At 63.7% G+C, this 23,602-nt stretch carries 21 protein-coding genes and 1 rRNA gene; 3 read left to right on the forward strand and 19 right to left on the reverse strand.

Annotated elements, in window-relative coordinates; translation table 11 throughout:
* From N2315_06360 to N2315_06420, 13 genes are all read right to left on the reverse strand, one after another.
* Positions 1-241: ribosomal RNA gene (locus tag N2315_06360) — 16S ribosomal RNA — on the reverse strand; the annotation flags it as partial.
* 284 nt (positions 242-525) lie between these two features.
* Positions 526-1,647: a recombinase RecA gene (gene recA, locus N2315_06365; GenBank protein MCX7828815.1), complete on the reverse strand. Its 1,122-nt coding sequence runs from the start codon at positions 1,645-1,647 to the stop codon at positions 526-528.
* A 128-nt stretch (positions 1,648-1,775) separates the two neighbouring features.
* Positions 1,776-2,360, reverse strand: coding sequence for an RNA 2',3'-cyclic phosphodiesterase (thpR, locus tag N2315_06370; GenBank protein MCX7828816.1), 585 nt, complete (start codon positions 2,358-2,360; stop codon positions 1,776-1,778).
* Positions 2,357-2,884 carry a CinA family protein gene (locus N2315_06375; protein ID MCX7828817.1) on the reverse strand — a complete coding sequence of 176 codons (528 nt, stop codon included), beginning with the start codon at positions 2,882-2,884 and terminating at the stop codon, positions 2,357-2,359. The genes thpR and N2315_06375 overlap by 4 nt, the downstream gene beginning before the upstream one ends.
* A gap of 94 nt (positions 2,885-2,978) precedes the next feature.
* Positions 2,979-3,464 carry a phosphatidylglycerophosphatase A gene (locus N2315_06380; protein ID MCX7828818.1) on the reverse strand — a complete coding sequence of 162 codons (486 nt, stop codon included), beginning with the start codon at positions 3,462-3,464 and terminating at the stop codon, positions 2,979-2,981.
* On the reverse strand, positions 3,465-4,760 hold the full coding sequence (locus tag N2315_06385; protein ID MCX7828819.1) for a MiaB/RimO family radical SAM methylthiotransferase: 1,296 nt from the start codon (positions 4,758-4,760) through the stop codon (positions 3,465-3,467).
* Positions 4,761-4,862: 102 nt separating this feature from the next.
* Positions 4,863-5,801: a DUF4115 domain-containing protein gene (locus tag N2315_06390; GenBank protein ID MCX7828820.1), complete on the reverse strand. Its 939-nt coding sequence runs from the start codon at positions 5,799-5,801 to the stop codon at positions 4,863-4,865.
* Between the two features lie 6 nt (positions 5,802-5,807).
* Positions 5,808-6,506: a ribulose-phosphate 3-epimerase gene (gene rpe, locus N2315_06395; GenBank protein ID MCX7828821.1), complete on the reverse strand. Its 699-nt coding sequence runs from the start codon at positions 6,504-6,506 to the stop codon at positions 5,808-5,810.
* Positions 6,485-7,621, reverse strand: a complete 1,137-nt coding sequence (locus N2315_06400) for a PASTA domain-containing protein (protein ID MCX7828822.1) — start codon at positions 7,619-7,621, stop codon at positions 6,485-6,487. The genes rpe and N2315_06400 overlap by 22 nt, the downstream gene beginning before the upstream one ends.
* Before the next feature lie 17 nt (positions 7,622-7,638).
* Positions 7,639-8,934: an RsmB/NOP family class I SAM-dependent RNA methyltransferase gene (locus N2315_06405; protein ID MCX7828823.1), complete on the reverse strand. Its 1,296-nt coding sequence runs from the start codon at positions 8,932-8,934 to the stop codon at positions 7,639-7,641.
* Positions 8,935-9,085: 151 nt separating this feature from the next.
* Positions 9,086-9,781, reverse strand: a complete 696-nt coding sequence (locus tag N2315_06410) for a zinc metallopeptidase (GenBank protein ID MCX7828824.1) — start codon at positions 9,779-9,781, stop codon at positions 9,086-9,088.
* A gap of 157 nt (positions 9,782-9,938) precedes the next feature.
* Positions 9,939-11,069 carry a DegT/DnrJ/EryC1/StrS family aminotransferase gene (locus N2315_06415; GenBank protein ID MCX7828825.1) on the reverse strand — a complete coding sequence of 377 codons (1,131 nt, stop codon included), beginning with the start codon at positions 11,067-11,069 and terminating at the stop codon, positions 9,939-9,941.
* A 146-nt stretch (positions 11,070-11,215) separates the two neighbouring features.
* Positions 11,216-11,905, reverse strand: a complete 690-nt coding sequence (locus tag N2315_06420; protein MCX7828826.1) for a GntR family transcriptional regulator — start codon at positions 11,903-11,905, stop codon at positions 11,216-11,218.
* Between the two features lie 135 nt (positions 11,906-12,040).
* On the opposite strand from N2315_06420, the gene N2315_06425 reads away from it, so the two are divergent.
* Complete coding sequence (locus N2315_06425; GenBank protein MCX7828827.1) at positions 12,041-13,240, forward strand: PLP-dependent aminotransferase family protein; 1,200 nt, start codon at positions 12,041-12,043, stop codon at positions 13,238-13,240.
* A 113-nt stretch (positions 13,241-13,353) separates the two neighbouring features.
* Here the strand turns inward: N2315_06425 and N2315_06430 are convergent, their stop codons facing one another.
* From N2315_06430 to N2315_06455, 6 genes are all read right to left on the reverse strand, one after another.
* A complete protein-coding gene (locus N2315_06430) occupies positions 13,354-13,974 on the reverse strand; it encodes a citrate lyase holo-[acyl-carrier protein] synthase (protein MCX7828828.1) in 621 nt (206 codons plus the stop codon).
* On the reverse strand, positions 13,952-15,292 hold the full coding sequence (locus N2315_06435; GenBank protein ID MCX7828829.1) for a PLP-dependent aminotransferase family protein: 1,341 nt from the start codon (positions 15,290-15,292) through the stop codon (positions 13,952-13,954). Before N2315_06435 ends, N2315_06430 begins: the two co-directional genes overlap by 23 nt.
* A 1-nt stretch (position 15,293) precedes the next feature.
* A complete protein-coding gene (locus N2315_06440) occupies positions 15,294-16,346 on the reverse strand; it encodes a [citrate (pro-3S)-lyase] ligase (protein MCX7828830.1) in 1,053 nt (350 codons plus the stop codon).
* A complete protein-coding gene (locus N2315_06445; protein ID MCX7828831.1) occupies positions 16,343-17,800 on the reverse strand; it encodes a long-chain fatty acid--CoA ligase in 1,458 nt (485 codons plus the stop codon). The genes N2315_06440 and N2315_06445 overlap by 4 nt, the downstream gene beginning before the upstream one ends.
* A gap of 70 nt (positions 17,801-17,870) precedes the next feature.
* Positions 17,871-19,058, reverse strand: coding sequence for a M20 family metallopeptidase (locus tag N2315_06450; protein ID MCX7828832.1), 1,188 nt, complete (start codon positions 19,056-19,058; stop codon positions 17,871-17,873).
* 45 nt (positions 19,059-19,103) lie between these two features.
* A complete protein-coding gene (locus N2315_06455) occupies positions 19,104-20,450 on the reverse strand; it encodes a hypothetical protein (protein MCX7828833.1) in 1,347 nt (448 codons plus the stop codon).
* 129 nt (positions 20,451-20,579) lie between these two features.
* Here N2315_06455 and asnS point away from each other — a divergent pair, with 129 nt between their 5' ends.
* Both asnS and N2315_06465 read left to right on the forward strand, forming a co-directional pair.
* Positions 20,580-21,887 carry an asparagine--tRNA ligase gene (asnS, locus tag N2315_06460; protein MCX7828834.1) on the forward strand — a complete coding sequence of 436 codons (1,308 nt, stop codon included), beginning with the start codon at positions 20,580-20,582 and terminating at the stop codon, positions 21,885-21,887.
* A complete protein-coding gene (locus N2315_06465; GenBank protein ID MCX7828835.1) occupies positions 21,854-23,596 on the forward strand; it encodes a PEP/pyruvate-binding domain-containing protein in 1,743 nt (580 codons plus the stop codon). The genes asnS and N2315_06465 overlap by 34 nt, the downstream gene beginning before the upstream one ends.
* Positions 23,597-23,602: the final 6 nt, after the last annotated feature.

Here is a 23,602-nt window from a genome sequence, read left to right on the forward strand (position 1 = left end):
GCTGATAGGCCGCGAGCCCATCCCGCACCGGATCTCTCCTTTAACGCTTTCGCGCCTATGGGGTATTAGCTGCCGTTTCCAACAGTTGTCCCCCTGTGCAGGGCAGGTTCTCACGTGTTACTCACCCGTCCGCCACTAACCAATAGGATCCAGCGAACTTTCACCCATCGGCCCGTCCGACTTGCATGTGTTAAGCACGCCGCCAGCGTTCGTCCTGAGCCAGGATCAAACTCTCCTAGCAATTCTTTAAACCCAAAGAGCCCGTCCTCCCCTCTAGACCCAACGCCTAGAGGCTCGTCTCCCTTATCCGTCTGTCATGGTCCCCCCGCTCAACTACACCCTCAAAGCAGCCTCACCAGCCGCCCTCAGGTGCCGTCCCCGCGAGGCAAGGAGCAGTATATCCCGGGAAGCCCTAAGAGTCAACACAGACAAATAGTTTACCACAAAGGCTGCCTGGAATGCTTAAGGTCTTGTTACGCTTTTACTTAGGCTACGTTAGAGTTTTATGTCAACCTTGGGGTTGCCTTAAATTGAGTCATCCCCCAAATCTATGTCCAAAATTCCCGAAGAGACGTCTTCCACCGGCTCCAAGGCCACCTCATCCTCCGCCTCAGGACCCTTCGGCGGCTCACCGTATCCGGGCACCACCAGCTTAAGAACCTCCCGGGTGAGCTCCTCCAAAAGCTCCGGATGTTCCGATATGTACTGGGCGGTACCCTCCTTGCCCTGCGCCAGGGTCTCGCCGCCGTAGGCAAGCCAAGACCCCTTCCGCTTCACCACCTCATAGTCCAGCGCCATGTCCAACACCGCCATCGCCCTGGGCACGCCCTTTCCATATATCAAGGTGGCGTGGGCGGACCTGAAGGGCGGCGCCTGCTTGTTCTTCACCACCTTCATCCAAAGCTCGTGGCCTATGGTCTCCTCCCCCTGGGTCACCGCCTTGCCCCGCTTAACCTCTATCCTCACGGAGCTGTAAAACTTAAGCGCCCGGCCGCCGGTGGTGGTCTCCTGGGGACCTTGCCCGTAACCGGTGCTTATCTGGGCCCGAAGCTGGTTTATGAACACCACGGTGGTCTTGCTCTTGGATATGGCGGCGGTAAGACGTCTTAAGGCGTAGGACATCAGCCGGGCCTGAAGCCCCACCTGGGTCCCCTCACCCATCTTGCCGTCTATCTCCGCCTGAGGGGTCAGGGCCGCCACCGAGTCCACCACTATGATGTCCACCGCGCCGCTTCTTACCAGGGTGTCCAATATGTAAAGCGCCTGCTCACCGCTGTCCGGCTGGGACAGGTAGAGGGCCTCGGTGTTAACACCCACGGCGGAAGCAAGCCTGGGATCCAAGGCGTGCTCCGCGTCTATGAACGCCGCCACCCCCCCGGCCTTCTGGGCCTCCGCCACCGCGTGCAGCGCTATGGTGGTCTTACCGGTGCCCTCGGGGCCGAAGATCTCCACTATGCGCCCCCTGGGAAGACCCCCTATCCCCAAGGCCACGTCCAACGGCAGTATCCCCGTGGGGATAACCTCCACCTGACCCAAGGCCCTGTCCCCAAGCCTCATTATGGCTCCGTCGCCGAACTTAGACCGGATCTCGTCTATGGCCTGGTCCAAAATGTCCTCCCGGGTAAGGGCCTCCTTCCTCTTGGCCATCCCCATACACCCTCCTCTCAAATCTCACACACATAAAAAGAAAAGGCCCACCGCTCAAAGCATCAAGGCGCCTAAAACCCCTAGGCAAGGGCCGCCGGCCCAAAATCCATAACCCAAAATCCAGGCCGCTATCCTAAACCGCCCTCCCCAAGGGGCATGCTCTTCAGGGGAACGTAGGAAGGCCCCCCGGGACCTAAGCGGCTCTCCATAATCACCACCCGGTCCACCAGGAACTCCCCCTCCCGGGGCCCAAACCGCACCCCCTCAAGGGCTTCCATGAGATCTGCCCCCACCCTCTCACCCCGCCGGACCCGCCCCAGGGTCATGTGGGGCACGAAGGGCTCCCCCCTGGCTATGCCAGCCCCCCGGCAAGCCTCCTCCACCGCCGCCGCAAGGCCGAAAAGCCGCTTCATTCCCTCATCGCTCCCCTCAAGGTCCACCCAAAGCACCCTGGGGGACGATGGAGATGGGAACACTCCAATTCCTCCAAGCCTCAGCCTAAAAGACCCCATGGCCGCCAACGCGGGCTTAAGCCTCGCCTCAACGTCGAAGCTCACCCGGGGGGCAACCTCGCCAAGGAACATCAGCGTCACGTGCAAAAGGTCCTCCCGCACCCACTTAACCGCCCCATGGTCCCTCCTCACCCGGGAAAGCCGCTCAAACAAAAGGCGCCTCACCGGCGCCGGGGGCACCAGGCACAGGAAACACCTCACGAAGACGCCCCCTCCCGCGGGGACCCATCAGCCCCTCGGATCTCCTCCAAAAGCCTCCCCAGGGCAAAGGCCACGGAGCTGCGCTGCACTTCCTCCCTTGAGCCCTGGAAGAGCCTCATTTCCGCAAAAGCCCCCCATGGGAGCTTGAAACCGAACCACACGGTGCCCACGGGCTTCTCGGGGCTTCCGCCGGAAGGGCCCGCCACGCCGGTCACGGACACCCCCACGGAGGCGCCGAACGCCCTGGCGCACCCCTCCGCCATCTTGAGGGCGCACTCCAAGCTCACGGCCCCGTGCCGCGAGATGACCTCCTCCGGCACATCCAGCATCTTCACCTTGGCCTGGTTGGAATAGGCCACAACACCACCCAAGAAGGACGCCGACGCCCCTGGCACCCCGGTTACGGCGGCGCAAAGCCTGCCTCCGGTGCAGGACTCCGCAGCCGAAAGGGTAAGCCCCGACGACTCCAGCTCCGACAGAAGCTCCCTTGCCATCACCACCGTGGGATCCTCCCAGCAGGACAAGGAACCACCTCCCAAAAACAGTCAACCCGCCCCCTTATGCCCTGCCTCCCACAACGGCCCAGGGCATGCCCATGGGGCTTCCAGCACCGTCCGATCATGAGAAGAAGGAGTACAGGGCCGCAAGCCCCCCCTGGAAGAGCAGGTAGTAGGAGAACCGCACGATGAGGTTCACCATTATCCCCCCCGCCAGGTCGTCGGCCATGATGCCCACACCGCCCGGCAGGGTCTCAAAGCGCCTTATGGGGAAGGGCTTGGTTATGTCCACGATCCGGAAGAGCAGCAACGTCCCAAGGGCCATCTCCATGGGAAGCCCGTACTGGGCGGCCCAATACCCCGCCACCTCGTCTATGACCACCTCCGGCGGATCCTCCATCCTCACCCGCCGGGAATACCGGTGGGAAGCGGCGGTGCCCACCACGATGACCGCCACCAGGGCCGCCAGGGGTATCCGACCCATCAGAAGGGCCAACCCAAAGGCACCCAAGGACCCCACCGTGCCGGGGGCCCACCGGGACAGCCCAAGGCCGAAACAGGTGGAGAACATGCCGTACCAGGTCATGAAGGCCTCCCGATCCCTCAATCAACACACCTCCCCTACCACGGACCCCACAAGATCGTGCTCCAGGGCCTCGTCCACCAAAACCCGGTAGGTCCTGCCCGCCACAAGACCCGAGCCGTCGGGGATCAGAACCGATCCGTCCACCTCCGGGGCCTCCCGGTAGGAACGGCCCACCCCCATCCCGTCCTCATGGCCCTCAACGAGCACCTCCAGCTCCCGCCCCTCGAAGAGCCGCTGGCGGGAAAGGGACACCTGGGCCGCCAGCTCCATCAGGGCCTTAAGACGGCTTCGGGCGGTCCTTGCCCCCACCCTCCCGGGCAGTTCAAAGGCCCCGGTCCCCTCCTCGGGGGAGAACACGAAGGCCCCAACCCGGTCCGGCCGGGCGGCCTCCAGGAACTTAAGGAGCATCTTAAAGTCCTCAGCCTCCTCCCCAGGGTAGCCCACCATCAGGGTGGTCCTCATGGCAAAGAGAGGGTCCACCTCCCGGGCCATCCGGAAGACCCCAACCACGTCCTCGAAATCCATCGAACGCCCCATGGACGAGAGTATCCTCGGCGACGCGTGCTGAACCGGAACGTCCAGGTAGCTGTGGATCACCGGGGACGAAGCCACCCGCTCGACAAGCTCCCTGGTGACCCTCAAGGGATGAAGGTAGAGGAGCCGCAGCTTCGCCGCCCCCGCCACGGCCCTCTCCAAGGGGTCCAAAAGGTCCCAAAGCCCCACCCCTATGTCCTCTCCGTAGCGGGTGAGGTCCTGGGCCACCAGGCATATCTCCTTGGCACCCTGGGACAAGAGCTCCTCCGCCTCCTCCAGGAGATCTCTAACCGGCAGGCTCCGAAGGGGGCCTCTTATCATCGGTATGGCGCAGTAGGAACAGCGGTTGGAACATCCCTCCGCCACCTTGAGGTACCGCACCGCCTCCCCCTCTCCTATGGGGGCGCGGCCCGGGGTGTCCTGGGGGACGAAAACCTCCCGGTCCAAAAACTCCCCGAACTCACGGTAGCACTCGGTGGCGCCCATGAAGTCCACCTGAAGCTCCTTTAGCTCCTCGCCGTAACGGTTCACAAGGCAGCCCACCACCGCCAGCGAGCCTATGAGCCCCCGGCGTTTCATCTCCTCCGCCTCAAGGATGGCGTCCAGGTTCTCTTTTACCGCGCTCTCAAGGAACCCGCAGGTGTTTATGACGCACAGCCCCGCCCCCTCGGGCCGATCCGCCTTCCGGTAACCCCTCAAAAGGGCGGCCTTTAGAAACCGCTCGCTGTCCACCCGGTTCTTGGCACAGCCCAAGCTCAGAATAAAAACCGTCTTGTCCTTCAACTGGTAACTCCCGCCTTCTCGATCTTAAACTTATAAACTTATAAAAATCAAACCGGGGGATCTGGATCAAACCCCACGCCTTGGTTTACGCCCCCCGGCAGCTCACCGGATGGTCTTGGGCCGATCTTTGCTAACCGTGCCGTCGGGCAGCACGTAGTAGGTCCTGGGGATCCCCACGGGCCCCAAAGGATCCATCTCCACCGCTGAGGTCTTGAGCGAAGCGGCTCCGGCGTTTCCAACCCTTAACCGCAGCACCCCCTGGGATGTGAAGGACCTGCTCTCCCCCTCCTTTAGAACCCCCTGGAATATGACCCGCCCCTTGTCGCCAAGGTCGCTGACCTTTATCCAACAGGCCTTCCGGGCCGTGACCGCAAGGCCGGAGGAGGGGGCCACGTCGGCGGATTGGGTCCCTTGCGCCGGGGCAGGGCCGTTCATCCAGGACAGGTCCTGGGAGGCAGCACCGGCAGCGTCATGTGAAGATGCTGAATCGGGCACCACCTCCGCGTCCTGGGAGACTTCGGGAGCTACCAGGTCCTCCGACAGGGATGAAACGTCCTTGGATGATAAGGGAAGGGCCTCCTCCCTGGGAGGGGCCACCTCCGCGGGCTTTGCTATGACCGACTCCCTCATGCGGAGCTTGAAGTCCTGCCACTGCTGGAATATGAGGTACGAGGCGAACCCCACCGCCCCCACGAGAAGGGCGTAAAGCCACCAGCGGGAGGTCCTGCGGAAGGCGGTCCTCGGCGGGGCATAGGCCCCAAGGGAGGGTTCATCCTCCCTTAAAAGCCCCTGGAACTTGGGCCAAAGGTCCGGAGCCTTGAGATAGTCGCAGTAGGACCTTACAAAGCCCCTGGCATAGGCCATGCCCGGAAGGGCCCCGTAATCCCCCGCCTCTATGGCCTCGATGAAGGCCCTCCTTATCTTGATGTCCCGTTCCACATCATCCAGCGAGAGCCCCTGTCCCTCCCTGATGGCCCTAAGGGCCTCGCCAAGGCTCCTGAGGCTCTCCCGGGCGGCCCCATCCTCTGGGAAGTTCGCCACCGCCCATCACCTCCCAAGCAAGGACATGATGCGCCTTGCGGCATCACCGGGCTCCTCGGCGCCGAGCACCGCGCTGCCCGCCACCAGCACGTCACATCCCTTCTCCACCAGCTCCCGGCAGTTGTCCTCCCCTATGCCGCCGTCCATCTCTATGAGGAACTGAAGCTTCTCCGACTCCCGCCTTCGGAAGAGCTCCAAAGTCTTATCCAGCGTCTTGGGGATGAACTTCTGCCCCCCAAAACCGGGGTTGACGGACATCACCAGCACTAGGTCCACCATGTGGAGCACCGGGAACGTCCACTCCACCGGGGTGGCAGGGTTCACCGCAAGCCCCACCATGGCCCCAGCCTCCCGGATGGAGCCCAAAAGCCTGTGCAGGTGCTTCGACGCCTCCACGTGGACGCACAATAGGTCCGCACCGGCGGAGGCGAAGTCCACCACGAAGTCCTCCGGAGCGTCCACCATCAGGTGCACGTCAAGGAACGCGTCGGGAAAGCTGCGCCTTAGGGCCCTAACGAACCCCGGGCCAAAGGTTATGTTGGGCACGAAGTGGCCGTCCATCACGTCCACGTGAAGCCAGTCCCACGCGCCCCCCAAGGCATCCACGGAACCCTTCACGTCCATGAGGTCCGCGGAGAGAAGGGACGGGGCAAGAAGGGCCCTGTCCATGGCCCTCACGGCCCCTACCGATACCGGTCCTGCCATACGAACTCGCCTCCCAGATATATGACCACCCGGGCCTCCCCCCGGAACGGAGCGTCCACCGCCACGTACTCCCCGCCCTTGACCTGGGCCTCTTTCACAACCCTGGCGCCGTCATCGTCCACCAGTTCTATCTTAAGGGCCATGGGCTGGGTGAGGGGGGGCACCTGATACCTTATCTTGGCGGTCCTCAAAGGCCCGCCGGAGACCTTAGCCGCCTCCTTGGGCTCCACCTTACCCTCCGAACCCGCCGGCAAGCTGAGCTTCGGCGCCTCCTTGGGCTTTGGCTCCTCTTGCTTCTGCTCCACCTTGGGAGCGGAGGTCCCGGTGGATGTTTCGGCCTTAGGGGCCCCCTCCGTTACCCCCGGCGCCCCCTGGGGCTGTACCGCCGTCGAAGGGGCACCCTCGGAGCCTCCCGCCGCCACTCGCAGCGACACGGTGCTGCCCGGCGGGACCTTGGCCCCCATCCTGGGCAGGTGGGACACCACCACCCCCTCGGGGAAGGCCTGGGTCTTCACCCGGGCCCCCACCGCTCCCTTAAGGCCCATCTGGGTCAGCATTAGCATCGCCTGATCCACCGCCTGGCCGGTGAGGTCCGGGATCTCCACCAGATCCTCCCCTTCCAGCCCCTGGCTCACAAGGAGGCTCACCGACGCGGTGCTTGGGACCGACGCGGGGGATGCGGGGTTCTGGGCTATGACCTTGCCCGAGGGGGTCACGCCGTCCCGAACCTTGAGCACGTCGGACACCTTAAGCCCTGCGTCGGAAAGCCTCTTCACCGCCTCCCCCATCTCCAGCCCCCTCACGTCGGGCACCGTAACCACCCGACCACCCCGGCTGGCCTTGAGGATCACCACCTTGCCCCGCTCCACCTTCTCCCCCGGGTCCGGCCACTGGGACACCACCATACCCTGGGGCTGCGAGGAGTCCACCTGGTCTATCCTGGCCACCAACCCCTGTGACCTAAGGGCCTCCACCGCCTTCACCGCGTCCATGCCTATCACCGCAGGCACCTGCACCTCCGGGCTCTCAAAGAAGACCAGCCTGAGGGCCATGTAGGCGGAGCCCACTATGACCAAAAGGGAGATGAGAACCCCAAGCTTCAAAAAACGGCCCATGTCCTTGTATCCCTCCGCTAACCGCGCCGGTAGAGCACCGCGCAGTAAAATCCGTCCACCCAGGGCAGCCTGGGCCACACGTAGACGCCGAAAGGACGCCCCTTGACTATGTCCACGCCCTTAAAGGGGAACGGCTCCTCCACCACGTCCCGCCGGGAGGACAGCACCTCCCCCACCACCCGCTCGTTCTCCTCCCGAAAGAGGCTGCAGGTGGAGTAGACCACTCGCCCCCCCTTGGGCACGAGGCTCAACGCCCGGTCCAGAAGCTGACGCTGAAGCTCCGAGAGCCTGTCCGCCTCCTCGGGGGACATACGCCACTTCCCCTCGGGATGCCTGCCCCAGGTGCCGCTTCCGCTGCAGGGGGCGTCCAGCAGCACAAGATCAGGATCCTCCTTAGGGATCAGCGTCAAAGCGTCCCCCGCCCTTATGACGCCCCGGTGGGACAAGCCCCGCAGGTCCAAATCCGCCCTGGCGGCCTTCACCTTCCCCTCCGATATGTCCCAGCCCTCCAGGGTTACCCGCTGGTCCAACGTGAGCAGCGCGGACCCCTTGATACCCCTGCCGCAGCACATGTCAAGGACCCTGCCGCCCCTTGCAAGATGACCGGCGCAGCGGACCACCCACATGGAGGACTCGCTCATGGGGCGAAGAAGCCCCTCCCGGTAGCCGGGAACCTCCGGCGGGAAGCCGTGAAAACAGGTCCTCACCGAGAACTCCAGCTCATCGGAGGGCCAGCAGCGAATCCCGGCGGACCGCATGGCATCCATGAGCCTCTCCCTCTCCGCGGGAGGCACGAAGAAGGCGGAGTAACGGGTCATGGCCATCAGCCGGGCCAGCTCCCGGCCCTTCTTGGGGCCCCACTGGTCCATGAAGCGGCTCAGCCCCCAGAGGGGAAGCCCGTAGTACATGGCCACGTCCCGTGAGGAGGTGCTGGCCTTGAGGCGGTCCAGGAACTCCTGCCCCTCCCTCTCAAGGCGCTTCAAAACGCCGTGGAACAGGGGAACCTCCTCATCGGCCCCTTGATCCTTCATCACCTGGGCCAGCCCCTTGTAGAGAGGGCCCGGGTTGAAGTGCTTAAGCTCCATCAAGCCCGCAAGGCCCAGCATGAGGGCGTCCCGGGTGACGGGCTTCAGGTCCTTGAAGGGGCGCCTAAGGCGCTTTTCCAACATGAACCGCCACAGGCTGCGGCGTCTTAAGGCCCCGTAAACCAAAAGGGCCGCCAGCTTCCTGTCCCCCGGTAAGAGCTGGCCCGAAACCCTCCGCAGGGCCTCCGACGCAAAGGCCCCCTCCCCAACTTCCTTCCAAACCGTCAACGCTGCTTCTATTCCCCTCATATGGCAAACATCTCCTCCAGTCGGGCTCCTCCCGGGGACGCCGCATCCCAAGGCGGGAAAAACATAAAAAACAAAACCCGCGGGGGAAGCCCCCACGAGTTTATAACAAACCACCACTCCGCAAAAGGTCCTACTCGTCCCGGCCCCCGATCATGCCCCTCAGGAACAGGAGCCTTAGCAGCTGGGACACCGCCATCACCGTGGCGGCCACATAGGTAAGGGCCGCGGCGTTGAGCACCGCCCGGGCCCCCCTTATCTCGTCGGGCCCCAGGTACCCGGTGTCCGCCAGAAGCCGCAAGGCCCGGGCGGAAGCGTCGAACTCCACCGGCAGCGTCACCAGGTGGAACAGGATCACCCCAAGGAAGAACAGGATGCCAAGGTCCATCATGGACGGAGACCTGAACAGGAGCCCGATGAAGAACAGCGGAAGCGCCGCCATGGACCCCAGGTTAACCACCGGCACTATGGCGTTCCTTATCCTCAAGGGGGAGTACCCCTCAAGGTCCTGCACCGCGTGCCCCACCTCGTGGGCCGCCACACCTATGGCGGCTATGCTGTAGTTGCCCCACACGCTGTCCGAAAGCCTGAGCACCTTGCCCCGGGGGTCGTAGTGGTCCGTGAGGCTCCCAGGAACCCGCTCCACCGGGATCCTAAGGCCAAAACGGCCCAAAAGCCCCTGGGCCACCTGCTCCGCGGTAACACCCCGCCGGGCCCACACGGCGGAGTAACGGGCGTAGGTGCTCTGAACCCTCACCTGGGCCCAAATGCCCAGGATGACCGCCGGTATCAGAAACAACATGGTGGGGTCAAAAAACGGATAGAACATCTATGATCCCTCCCCTTCTCATGGCTTTTATCCCACATCCCATCAGCCTAAGGCCGCTACGGCCACAAGCGTCTAACTCCCATAATCATACTGAGGAGGGGACTACCCCTCCTCAGTAGTGTAACCTATTTTTAGAGAAAGAGCAACAATGGTCAAATCAGCGGGAGTAGAACTCCTTCATGGCCCCCACCACCGCCTCCTGCTCCTCCGGCGTCAGCTCCGGGAACATGGGAAGGGCGAGCACCTGGCCGGCCAAGGCCTCGCTGGCGGGGAAGTCCCCCTCCTTGTAGCCCAGGTAGCGGAAGCAGGGCTGCAGGTGCAGCGAGAGGGGGTAGTACACCCGGGTGGTGATCCCCCGCTGGGCCAGGAACTTCTGCAGCTCGTCCCGGTCCTTGGCCCTCACCACGTACTGGTGGAACACGTGCCGGTTGCCCTCAAGCTCCATGGGAGGAGTCACGAACTCCAAGAGGTCGTGGGCGGCGAAGAGCAGCCGGTACCGCTCCGCTACGGCCCGCCTCTCCTCGTTCCACTGCTCCGCGTGCCGAAGCCTCACCCGGAGTATGGCCGCCTGGATCTCGTCAAGCCGGCTGTTGAGCCCCACCTCGTCGTGGAAGTAGGTGGCGGAGGAGCCGTGCACCCGAAGGGACCGAAGCCTCTTCTCCATCTCGGGGTCCGTGGTGGCCACAAGCCCCCCGTCCCCGTAGCAGCCCAGGTTCTTGGTGGGGAAGAAGGAGAAACATGACAGGTCGCCCACCGCACCGCCCCTCAATATGCCGCCCCCCACCCGGCGGACCGCCCCAAAGGACTGGGCGCAGTCCTCCACCAGGGCTATCCCCCGCTCCTTAAGCTGGGAGGCTATCTCCTCCAAGGGGCACATCTGGCCGAAGATGTGCACCGGAAGCACCGCCTTGGTCCTAGGCGTCACCGCGTCCATCACCATGTCCATCCTCATGTTGTACGTGTCCATGTCCACGTCAACGTAGACCGCCCTGGCGCCAAGGCGGGATATGCAGCTGGTGCTGGCGAAGAACGTGAAGGGGGTGGTTATAACCTCATCCCCAGGGCCCACCCCAAGGGCCATGAGGGCCAATAGCAGCGCGTCGCTGCCGGAGGCGCAGCCCACCGCGTGGGGCACCCCAAGGTACGACGCGAACTCATCCTCAAAGGCCTTGACCTCGGGCCCCAGTATGAAGTGCTGGCTCTCAAGGACCTTGTCAACCGCCTCTCGGATCTCCTGGCGGACCCTGTCGTAGTTCCTCTTTAGATCGAACGAAGGTATCGAACTCAAAACCACTCTACCCCTTTTCAAAAAGATTGACCCCGGGGGCCATTTTAGTTATCCCCGGGGATCAACGCAACGTGGACTTTTTCACTTTTTTCCTTCCCCCCGTCCGCCCAAAGTCGGCGGAGCTCATTGGGGAACCTCCCATCCCCTCAGGGAGCCTTAATCTCCCCCTCGCTCAAGCTCCCCTTGGACAGCCTTATGTGGCTTCTCATCCTCTCCACCGCCCCTTGGGCGTCCCTGGCCCTCAAGGCGTCTATTATGAGCCGGTGCTCCCCAACGCTGGGGTTGCTCTCCACGATGTAGAAGGGGTCGTAAAACACGATGTACACGTTCGTGCGGGCCAGGATGTTCTCCACGTACTCCCTTAAAACCCGGTTCCCCGAGGCGTCCGCTATTATCCGGTGGAACGCCTCGTTCACCTCAAGGTACGCCTCCAGGTTCCGCTCCACAAAGGCCCTCTCCTCGTCCGCCACGCACTCCTCAAGGCGCCTTAAGTGCTTCTCCGTCACGTTGGAACACGCAAGCCGCACCGCAAGGCACTCCAGCTCCTCCCGCACCACGTAGGCGTCCTCCATCTCCTTCCGCCGGGGGGCCGCCACCCTGGCGCCGCTGTTGGGGATTATGAGCACCAAGCCCTCGCTGGCCAGCCTCCTCAAGGCCTCCCTCACCGGCGTACGGCTCACCTTAAGCCTGGTGGCTATGGCCACCTCCGGAAGCCTGGTGCCGGAGGTGAGCTGCTTGGTGATTATCTCCCGCCTCAGGGTGGAGTAGACATACTCCGCCGAGGTGGTGTAAAGTCTAGGCTCCTGAGCAGGTTCATTAAGCGATGGCTCGAACATGGGCGCCCCTCCCAAGGGGAATTTTTTCCAATATAAACTATTATTTGACATTGTAGCGCCGGTCGCACTATTACGCAAGGCGAGGGGATCCGTAGGTTCATCAAAACCATTGAGAGATCACCGGAGGTGCGTCTTATGCTGCATCCCGCCGAAGAACTATCCTCCCAGTTTCCGCTGCATCCCTCCCCGCTGGTGAAGTACATACGCCTGGGCCTCGCCAACGGGGCGCTGCCGCTCACTTCCGGCCAGCCATACCTGGAGGCCATGGACGTAGAAGCCATGGCGGAGTGCGCCATGGCCGGGATCCTGTCCCACAAAAAGGCCCTCCTCTACGGAAGCAACCGAGGCCTTGGGGCCCTGCGGGAAGCGGTGCTTCAGTGGCAAAAGGAGGAGGGCTGCGCCCCAAGGGAAGCGGCGGAGGAGAACCTGATGATGACCCTGGGCTCCCAGTACGCCTTCGACCTAATCTGCCAGGGCACCATCAACCCCAGCGACATGGTGGCCTTCGACGCCCCCTGCTACCCCGACACCTGGTGCACCCTGATCCGCCACAAAGCCCGCCTCCTGCCCATACCGGTGGACCGGGACGGCATGGACCTGGACCAGCTGGAGGAACGCTGCTCCAGGGGGGACGTGCCCAAGCTGGTGTACACCATCCTGAACCACCAAAACCCCTCGGGATGCTCCATGAGCCCCGAAAGGCAAAGGCGCCTCCTTGAGATGGCGGACCGCCACCGGTTCCTGGTGGTGGTGGACGACCCCTACCGGCTGTTGAACCTGGACGGCCCCCGAGACGACCAGGCCTCCATACCGTGCCTTGGGTTCCAATCAGGTATGGTGCTTTACCTTGGCTCCTTCTCAAAGATACTGGCGCCGGGAGTCCGGCTTGGCTGGATATTGGGGCACCCAGCCATGGTGGAGTCCCTGGCCAGGCTGCAGGAGATGACCATGATATCCCTTCCCGCTGCGGACTCCCTGCTGGTGCTGGAGTTCCTAAAACGAGGGCTCATGGCGGGACAGCTCCAGCGGGTTCGGAGCTTCCTCAAGGTCCGGCGGGACGCGCTGCGGGACGGGCTTCTAAGGTGGAACCTCAAACTAAGGGTACCCTCCGGGGGGTGCTTCATCAACCTCTTCGTGGACCAGCCCTCCGCCATGGCCGTGGAGCTGGTCACGAAAAGAGGGGTGGCCACGGTGCCGGAGCTGGCCTTCTGGCCTCCGGTGCCAAAGGCCCAGGACCGGTTCTTGCGGCTTTCCTTCTCCTGGTGTTCCCCCGAGGAGCTGCGCAGGGCGGCGGACACCATAGGACAGCTGGCCTCGGGAGGGGCGGAAGGATGAACAAACGGCTCCTGGTGCTTATACTCTCCATCTCCAGCGTGGTGGGCTACGGATACGCCCTGGGGGGCCTTGGGGGGTTCCTCCTGGGCCGGGGAAGCGTCCCCTACGTGGTATTAGGCCTTGCGGGGGGCACCCTTTGCGCCCTCCTGGCCCTCAAGCTCTGGAAGGAATACCTGAAGGAAGTGCTGGGGGAACTCCCAAAGGACCAGGGCCCTTCGTCTTAAAGCCCCTAGGTGGTGGCGGCTGCCTTGGGCGCACTCCTTGGCGGGCCTTGGGCACATGAGGCACCGGCGCTCCTGGAACCCCAGGGCCTGCCTCTTTATGGGCTTCGTGGGGTCCCAAAGGTCGAATACGTCAAGGTCCAAAAGCCTCCCCCACGGAAGCTCCTCCTCCAGCTTGAGGCACCTACCCTTCACCTCCAGGGGATCTGCCTCCACCGCCGCCAACAGGAACGGCCCCAGCGGGTCCTCCAGGCTTGCCAGCTCACGCCACCTAAGTCCCTCGAGGGCATTGGAAATGGCTCCCATAAGACGCCCCATACCACCCTTGAGGGACTTGGGCCAGCCCGGCACGTTAAGTCCCCCTTGCACCACAGCAGCTTCGTAAGGGCTAAGGCGGCGCAAATCCCCCACGAGGGCCTGACGGAGGGCGGAGCGCTCCTCCCGGGCCCTTAAGACCTCCTCCAGGGGTGAAGGCCCATAGCTCCCGTGATCACGCCCCCTGCGGCAGCCCATCCAAGACCTCCCTCACAACCCCGGCGGCCCTTCGAACGTCCTGGGAAGAGGCGGAGGCCACCGAAAGCCTCACCGCCGGGACGTCCTCCCCTAGGGGGGAGAAACGGCTTCCCGGCACCACCTCAACTCCTAAGCCCTTGAGGCGCCGGGCAAACTCCATGCCCCCGCAGGGGACCTTCAGCCACGCGAACACGCCGCCCTGGGGCACGGGGATCCTAAGGGCGCAACACAGGGCTTCCATGCGCTGCCTTACAAGGCATCGGTTCCTCTCCAGTATCCGGTTCACCGCCCCCTCTTCGAAAAGGCGCAGCGCCGTGAGCTGAGAAAAGAGGTTGGCGGCCCCGAAGAAGGTCTCCTTAAGCTCCAGCACGGCATCCATCATGCCATGGGGGCACAGAAGGTATCCAAGCTTCGCCTCCAGGAACAACCCCTGCGAAAAGGACCCTAAGTACAGCACCTCCCCCGTCATGTCCAACGCCTTAAGGGCCGGCACGCTGCTTGGGCCGTAGCGAAGCTCCCCGTAGGTGTCGTCCTCCAATATGACGAACCCCCGGTCCGCGCTCGCCTCCAGCACCCAGTTCCGCTCCTCAGCCCCCATGGTGCGCCCGGTGGGGTTGTGGAAGCTGGGGACCAGGTACACCACGTCCCCTCTGCTGGCGCCCTGCAGCTCCCGGAGGTTCTCAAAGGGCACTATCTCCATCCCAAGGGCTACACCCTGGCGGAACGCCAAAGGATACGTAAGACGGTCCACCCAAAGCCTTCTAGCCCCCCGCCGCACGAGGGCCCAAAGGCACAGGGAAAGCCCCTCTCGACCGCCGGATGTGACTATCATCTGCTCCTTAAGGGCCGGCACACCCCGGAGCGCCGAGTGTCCAGCTAGATGCCCCTTAAGCTCCTGCAGCCCCTCAAGGGGCGAGCTCCATCCCGGGGCTCCCAGCTTATCCATCACCCACCGCAAGGCCCGCCGGACCTCCCGCCTGGGCGCGAGATCCTCAAAGGGCCCCTCGGAGGCCAGGTCCACCCGGTCCAACACCCTAACGGGCCCGTTATCGCGCCGCTCCGCGGCGCACCCCGCCTCCACGGGGGCCACGAAGACCCCCTTCCGAGGCACAAGGCACACGAGCCCCTCCCCCTCCAGGTCCGAGTAGGCCTCCTCAACGGTGCTTCGGCTCACCTTTAAGGACCAGGACATCTCCCGGAAGGAGGGCAGCTGGCTTCCCGCAGGCAACGCGCCGGAAAGGATGAGCCGCCTTATGTGATGGCTAACCTGCCGGTGAAGGGGTACCGAAGACCCCCTGTCAAGGGGTATCTCCAGCAACTCAGTGCCCCCCCTTCGCGGCGGCCACCCGCTCAAAGAGCAAGCGGCCCCGCTCGGAGAGGAGGTAGCTCAAGGTGGTCTCCGGCAAAAGCTCCTTCAGGTCCTCCAACCGGCCCTCCGCCATGGCGCTACGGACCAAAGAGGCGGACACGGGCCTGCCGGACAGCTCAAGGCGGGGTATCTCCACCACCTCCACCCCGTAGCGGGGGAGCACCTCCATCATGGCCCGGTTATAGGCGGCGGTCACCGGGCAGTAGGGCTCGGTGCCAACGAAACGCCGCCTCACCCCAAGGGAGGGCACAAAAAGCCGGCCGAAAAGGTCCGCATCCAGACGGGTCTCTATGGTTATGAGCTCCTCCTTGGAGGGATCCCGCAGGAAGTAGGTGGGGAACGTGGCGGAGGAAACCGCGTAAGGGCCGCTGTCAAGGACGGTGACGTTCGGAAGGTCCGAAAGCCCCAGTTTCACCATCTCAAACCGGTCCTCAAAGGGGAACGAGGACCTATCCGCCCTCACCACCACCACGAAAAGGTGCTCCGACATGGAAGCGGCGATCTTGGCGAGGTAGCGGTGCCCCTTGGTGAAGGGGTTGGCGTTCATCACCACCGCCCCGGACTCAAGGACCCCCACCTCATCCCTCAGGGCCCCAAGGGAAGCGGCGAAGTCGTCCCTGTTGGGGCGCCCCATCTCCAAAAGCACCGCTCCGTCGGACCTTGCGATCTCAGTAAAACCCAGGGTCGCGAACTTATCCGCCTCCGACGGCTTGGTGTATATGAAGAAGTGCCCAAGCCCCTTAGGACGGGCCCACTCGATGAGCCTTGAAACCGCCTGGGCCGCAAGGCCCATCTCCTGGAACTCCTCCGCCACCGCCACCATCTTTATCACGTCCCCCTCAAGGGACGCGGTGGCGGCGGGACAAGAGCCCACCTTCAACAGCACCGTCACGTCCGGCGCGCCCTCAAGACGCAGACCCTGCGAGGTCAGAAGGCCCTTGACCTCCTTAGGCATACCGTGTCTTGGGGGATGAAAGAGCTCCACCTCAACGCCAAAGCTCATCTACCCCTCAACTCCCTCTTGACTACCTCACCTATGCTGGACCTGGGGAACTGATCCACCACCTCAAGGGATCTTGGTATCTTGTAGTGCGGGAGTCTTGCCTTGCAGAACTCCGCTATCTCCCTCAAGGTGGGCATCTCTCCGTTTCGTGGGATCACGAAGGCCTTTACCGCCTGGCCGCTTAAGGGGTTGGGCACCCCCACCACCGCCACGTCCTTGACCTTGGGGTGCTCCATGATCACCGCCTCCACCTCCTGGGGATACACGTTGAAGCCCCCCACGATGATGAGGTCGCTCACCCGGGCCACCAAGGTGACGTAACCGTCCCGGTCCACCTTAACCAGGTCCTCGGTGTCGAACCACCCGTCGTGGAACCTGGCCCGGTTGAGCTCCGGGTTCCTGAAGTAGCCCTCGAAGATCGAGGGGCCCCTCACCAGAAGACGGCCCTCCTCCCCCTCTCCGGCGGGGGATCCGTCGGAACGCAGCACCATGTGTTCAACCCCTGGGATGAAGGTCCCCACGGTGCCAGGACGCCTTTGGGCCTTCGAGGGGTTCACCGCCAGGACCGGCGACGTCTCCGTAAGGCCGTATCCCTCCAGAACCGGAACGCCCAGCACCGACTGGCAACGCTGGTCCAGCTTAGGGGGCAGCCGGTCCCCGCCGGATATGACCATCCTGAGGGAACTTGGGGACGCCCCCTTCCTCATGAAGGCGCCTATGAGCATGGAGATCATTATGGGAACCGCCGGCAGGACCGTGACGTCCCCCTTGCGGACCGCCTCCGCTGTCCCCTCGGGGGGCATGAAGGAGGGCACCACCACCTGGGGAAAGCCGAACAGGAGCGGTATAAGGCCGCACACGGTGAAGCCCAGGGCATGGAAGTTGGGCAGGGCGTTTAGGAACACGTCGTCGTCCTTGAGATCCGCCACGTGCCTCACGCAGGCCTCCGAGTTGGCAAGAAGGTTGCGGTGTGTAAGGGGCACCGCCTTGGGCGTGCCGGTGGTGCCGGAGGTCTGAAACACCACCGCCACGTCCGGGCTGTCTTGTACGCACTTTCGGCCGATGAAGGGCTGGATCCCCCCGTCCAGGCTCCCGGTGGTCCTGGGAACCAAAGACGCCAAGGACGCCTCGCTTCCCTCGGCCTCCACGATGCCGAAGAGGTCCAGGTGCTCCAACGTCCTGGAGTCCAAAACGCCCCGCCAGTTAAGGGGCGCCACCGCCCCCCCAAGGCGCCAAGCCGCAAGGGTAAGGGCCCAGAACAGGGGGCTGTTGGGCAAAAGGAGCCCCAGCCTCATCCCCTCCCCAAAACCGCTCGCCTTGAGGGCCTCAAGGCAGTCCTCGAACATGCCGAGGAACGCCCCCCTGGACCACCAGGCGCCATGCCACCAAAGACAGTGCTCCCCCTCTCCGGTGCCAAGCCTCTTCAAGATAGCCTCGTCCAGTCTATGATTCACGTCGTCGCCTCCAGAAACGATAAGGGAATTTGATGTGCAGCGGGATGCACCTCCGACTCAAAGCATACTATCACAGGGTAACGGCCAGGAAGGCCTCCCATGCGGCCATGAGGGGCATGAGCTCCTCCGGGATGTCGTACCTTGGGTGGTGCAGGCCGCACTCCATGCCGGTTCCAAGCAGCATGAGGCACGAAGACACCTCCATGGAGTAGAAGGAGAAGTCCTCGCCGGACAGCAGGGGATGCTCAAGATCCCTGATCGAGTCCGCCCCGAAGAACCTCTTAGCCGCCCCCATGACCCGCTCCACGCAGTCGGGGTCGTTGTGCACCGACGGGTAGTTCTTCACGTACTCCACCGAAGCCCTGGCCCTGTGGGCCCGGGCTATGAGGGGCACCATCTCCTCAAGGCGCTCCTTGAGGTAATCCCTGACCTTGGTGTTGAAGGCCCTTAGGGTGCCCCAAAGGTGGGCGTTCTCTGGGATCACGTTGTAGGCGTACCCCGCCTCCATCTGGCCGAAGGATATTACCACCCCCTCCAGGGGGTCCACCTCCCGGGATATGAGGCTCTGTATACCCACCACCACGTGGGACGCCGCCACCACCGGGTCCACGGTGGCGTGGGGGGTGGCGGCGTGGCCCCCCACCCCACGGATCTCCACGTGTATCCGGTCCGACAGGGCGGTCATGACGCCCTTCCTGGTGGCCAGGTACCCATAGGGTAGATGGGGCCACATCAGGACCCCAAGCACGGTGTCCACCTTGAAACGCCTGAAAAGCCCCCCGTCCACGAGGGCCTTGGCGCCCCCCCGCCCCTCCTCCGCGGGCTGGAAGAGGAATATCACCGGCCGCTCCAGCTGCTCCGCCCGGTTCGAAAGCAACATGGCGCAGCCCAAAAGGGACGCCATGTGGGCGTCGTGCCCGCAGGCGTGCATGACCCCCGGCATGGAGGACGAGAATGGAAGCCCCGTCTCCTCCTCCAGGGGCAACGCGTCCATCTCCGCCCTTAAGACCAGGGCGGGCCGGTCTATGTCCCCCCGCAACAGGCCTACAACCGACGTGGGCACCCCAAGGCCCGTAAAGACCCTCATGCCCTTCATCGATGACAGCGCCTGGGTTATGCGGGACGCGGTTATGTTCTCCTCAAAGGCCAGCTCCGGGAACTGGTGGAACTCCCTCCTCCAGGATACCATCAGCTCCCCAACCCCCTGAGCCTCCGCCAACAGCTCCGGCCCCAGGTCGCACATGTCGTCTTCCTTCAAGCTACCCCCCCCTTACACACTCCAGGGCCCGGACCCTCAAAGGGCCTACACCCCTCCAAGCCACCGCCGAACCCGACCATGACAGCTCCAAAGCTCCAAACGAACCGAAGAGGCCACCCCGTTTCGAAGGCTCCAGCCGTCCATGCCCTCAAGGCCCCCCTTAACGTACTCCACCTGCCACTCCCCCTGGGCCTGCCGGCTCTTAAGGAAGCCGGACCAGGGGCTTCTCAGCCCCAGGGCCGCGTCTCCCCTTTTGAGGAGGGGACCCTCATCCACCGCCCGGAGCACCCGGGGCTCCATCTCCCCATCCCCGCCGTAGGGGATGCCGTCGTAGGGGAACATGGCAAGCCCCTTAATGGCGCCGGAGGGGGTAAGCACCTCCCGGCCGAGTATCAGCGAGGATCCTCCATCGGCCAAAACCGGCTTGCCCGACAGGAACATCCGGCCTATGGAAGCCACAAGGGACCGGTTGTTCCGCAATTCTAACAGACCCAGGTATGCCGGGCCATGGGGGATTAAAAGTCCGTCAATGTCCTGGGGAAGATCCCCATCCTCCACCGGGACGGGCACCACGGAGCAGCCCATGGCGGCAAGAAGCGCCTCCCCATTGCCCCCTCCCAGGGACATGGAGTGGTGTTTCAACACCCCCACCAGCGGTTTTGATGGGATGCTCTCCGGCATCTCCTGTAGCTTCCAGGGCTGGGCCATGGTCCCAACGGCGCCGAAGGCGGGCCACAGGATCTGGTGCTCCATGGACTGGAGCCTGGCCACCGCGGCCTTGAGCCCCACGAGTAACGGCGGGATCTTGGAGGAACAAAGATCCCCCATGGAGGGCATGTCACGGATGAAGTCCCTGGGCACGTAGCCAAGGCTCAGGAAGGGCAGGCGCCGCCCCACCTCCCGGTCCAGCAGCTGGTACTCCCTGGGGTTGGGGACCCCCACGAAAAGCCCCATGGGCGCCGAATCGGGGGGGATGGCGGCCATGACCTGAACTAAAATGCCCGCGGCGGCGAAGGCGGACGTATCGGCCCTGATTACGGGCATCACCGGACACTCCAGGGCATCCATCAGCTTAAGGGTGCTCTCCTCCGGCACGAACCGGTCGTTCTTCACCCTCTCCCCCAACGGGCTTATGACAACGCTCAGCTCCCCCTCCGCCGAGGCGGCCTCGAAGAGGGCCTTGAGCCTTGAAACGGTTCCCAAAGCCTCCAGGTCCAGCTGGTGGCAACGCTGGGAAGAGACCAGCTCCACGAGGCGCAACACCCTCTCGTCCCGGTAGGACGAGAAGAGCCTGAGCCGGTACCCCCTCTGCTTCAGGGCCCCCGCCAGCATGACCCCCACCGGGATGGCCCCGGTTACCTCTTCCGCCAGGATAAGACGCGGTATCTCCATGTCGAAGAAGTTCCCCTTGATCGAAGAAAGTATGAATCCAACGGGGACGACAGGGCCCCGTTAGTGTATTATACATTTATATATCCCAAGCCAACGATAACGGTCTTTTCGACGGGAGGTAGTAAAGTCATGAGCGCCCCATTGATAAGGATATGCGACCTGGCCCCCTACGAGGGCAAGACGGTCACCATCAAGGGCTGGGTCTACAACAAGAGGAGTTCCGGCAAGATCCACTTCCTCCAGGTGAGGGACGGATCGGGGTTCATACAGGCGGTCATGGAGCGCAGCTCCGTGAGCGAGGAGCTCTTCGCCGCCGCCAAAGGCATATGGATCGAGGCCTCCGTGGAGGTGCAGGGCACCGTGCGGCGGGACGACAGGGCCCCGTCGGGGTACGAGCTGGGGGTCACGGACCTTAGGATAATATCCAACCCCACCGAGGAGTACCCCATATCCAAGAAGGAACACGGCATAGACTTCCTGCTGGACCACCGGCACCTGTGGCTCAGGAGCCGCCGGCAGAGGTGCATCATGTCCATACGGGACCGGGTCATCCTGTCCTGCCGCAACTTCCTCCACCGCAAGGGGTTCATGCTGGTGGACAGCCCCATACTCACGGGCTCCATCGGGGAGGGGGCCGACGGGCTCTTCGAGCTGGACTACTTCGACATGGGCAAGGCGTACCTGGCCCAGACGGGGCAGCTGTACCTGGAGGCCGCCGCGGCGGCCTACGGACGGGTCTACTGCTTCGGCCCCACCTTCAGGGCTGAGAAGTCAAAGACCCGCCGGCACCTCACGGAGTTCTGGATGATAGAGCCCGAGGCGGCCTTCTTCGAACACCAGGACAACATGGCCCTGCAGGAGGAGATGGTGTCCTTCATCGTCAAAGAGGTGCTGGAGCACCACGAGAAGGACCTGCTGTTCCTGGAGCGGGACGTGGACCAGCTCGCCAAGGCGGTGGACGGGCCCTTCCACCACATAACCTACGACGACGCGGTGAAGCTTCTCCAGAAGCTGGGAAGCGACATACCCTACGGGGACGACTTCGGCGGCGACGACGAGACCATGCTCACCCAGCAGTTCCAGCGGCCGGTGTTCGTGGAGTGCTACCCCAAGAAGGTGAAGGCCTTCTACATGAAGCAGCACCCGGAGCGGGAGGACCTGGTGCTATGCGACGACCTACTGGCCCCGGAGGGATACGGGGAGATAATCGGCGGCTCCCAGAGGGAGGACGATCTGGACCTATTGCTGTCCAGCATAAGGGCCCACGGCCTCCCGGAGGACTCCTACTCCTGGTACCTGGACCTGCGCCGTTACGGCTCCTTCCCCCACAGCGGCTTCGGCATGGGCATAGAACGGGCGGTAGCCTGGATATGCGGCCTTAAGCACATAAGGGAGGCAATACCGTGGCCCCGGACGATATACCGCTTGAACCCCTGAAGCTGCACCGGTCGGACTTCATCCGCTTTGACCCGGAGCCCCTCTACAGGGATCTGGGGGAGCTCATAGGGGACGGAAAGTGCGGAGGCAAGGCCAAGGGTCTTGCCTTCGCCAGGGCGGTGGTGGAGTCCTCCCCCCTAAGGGAGCTGGTGTCCTTCCCCGCCTTCTCCTTCTCCATCACCACCGAGGCCTTCTTCGACTTCGTGGATGGCAACCGCCTGGACTGGCTCTACGACGACCCATCCCAGGCGGACCTCGATTCCATGGCGGATGGGCTTTCCGTGGGGGAGGCTCTCAAGGGGGATCTCATGCGGATCCTTGAGAGGGCTGCGGGACTGCCCCTGGCGGTGCGGTCGAGCTCCCTTCTGGAGGACTCCCTGTCCCTATCGTTCGCGGGAAAGTACGAGACCTGTTTCGTGGCCGCCGGCACCCCCGACCAGGAGGGGCTGAACGCCCTTGAGGGGGCCCTCAAGCGGGTGTGGCTGTCGCTGTTCAACCCCTCCGCCAGGGCCTACAGGGCAAAGCACGGCATGGGAGACCGCATGGAGGCCATGGGGGTCTTGATACAGCCGGTGGTGGGACGCCTCCGTGGGGACCTCTACTACCCGGAGCTCTCCGGCACCGTCTTCTCCCGGGTCTTCCGGCGCCCCACCCCAAGGGTCCGCAAGGAGGACGGGGTGATGAGGATCTGCTTCGGCCTTGGGACCAGGACGGTGGAACGGGGCAACGCCCGGGTGTTTTACCTCACCAACCCCAACCTAAGACCCGAGGGGAACACCCCGGAGCAGATCGCCCAGTCCAGCCAGTCGGACTTCGACTACATAGACCTCCCGCGGCGGGCGTTCCTCACCGGTTCGCTGAACAACCTCTTTCTAAAGTCCATACTCAAAAACCACCGAAACGCCGGGTACTTCATCGAGAAGTACTCCGACGGGATGCTCCTCTCCACCCTGTCGGAGGCCGAGGGCCCCGAAAGGCCCCTTTTCACCTTCCACGGCCTTCCGGTGCGGTTCAGGGAGCTCTTCGACACGGTCCGCCGCCTCATGGGGCTAATGGAGGCCCGGATGGGGTGCCCGGTGGACATGGAGTTCACCTACGAGACCGAAGGTGGCGTCATGCACCTGCTCCAGATGCGGCCCTTGGCGTCCTTCGACGAGATGGCCCAGGTGGAGGTGCCCCCCATCGCCCACGACCGGGTGCTGCTCAAGGGGGACCGGATGGTGAGCAACGGGGTCCTCAAGGGGGTTCGCCACCTGGTGTACGTGGACGCGGAGGCCTACATGTCCAACTGGGATCCCGTGCGGGTGGCCCAAGCGGTGGGGGAGATGAACGCAAGGCTCAAGGGGGAACCCTACATACTGGTGGGGCCCGGAAGATGGGGAAGCAGCAACCCGTCCCTCGGGGTGCCCGCGTCCTACGCCCAGATATGCAACTGCGCCTGCCTGGTGGAGCTCAGCCTGCCCTCCTACGGCATGAGCCCGGAGCTGTCCTACGGCACCCACTTCTTCCTGGACATGGACAGCGACGGCATCCTGTACCTGCCGGTGTTCGACGGCCAGGAGGGCAACCACTTCAACCGCCGGTGGTTCAGCTCCGCCCTCTTCGAACAGGGGCTTCACCGGGCGGTGAGGCTTTACAGCGGGGTTTTCAACGTGTACCTCGACGGCCAGGGTGAAAGGGGCATCGTGGCCCTGGAAGACCAGGATTAAGTCCAG

The organism is Thermanaerothrix sp., from assembly GCA_026417795.1.
GTDB lineage: Bacteria > Synergistota > Synergistia > Synergistales > Synergistaceae > Thermanaerovibrio.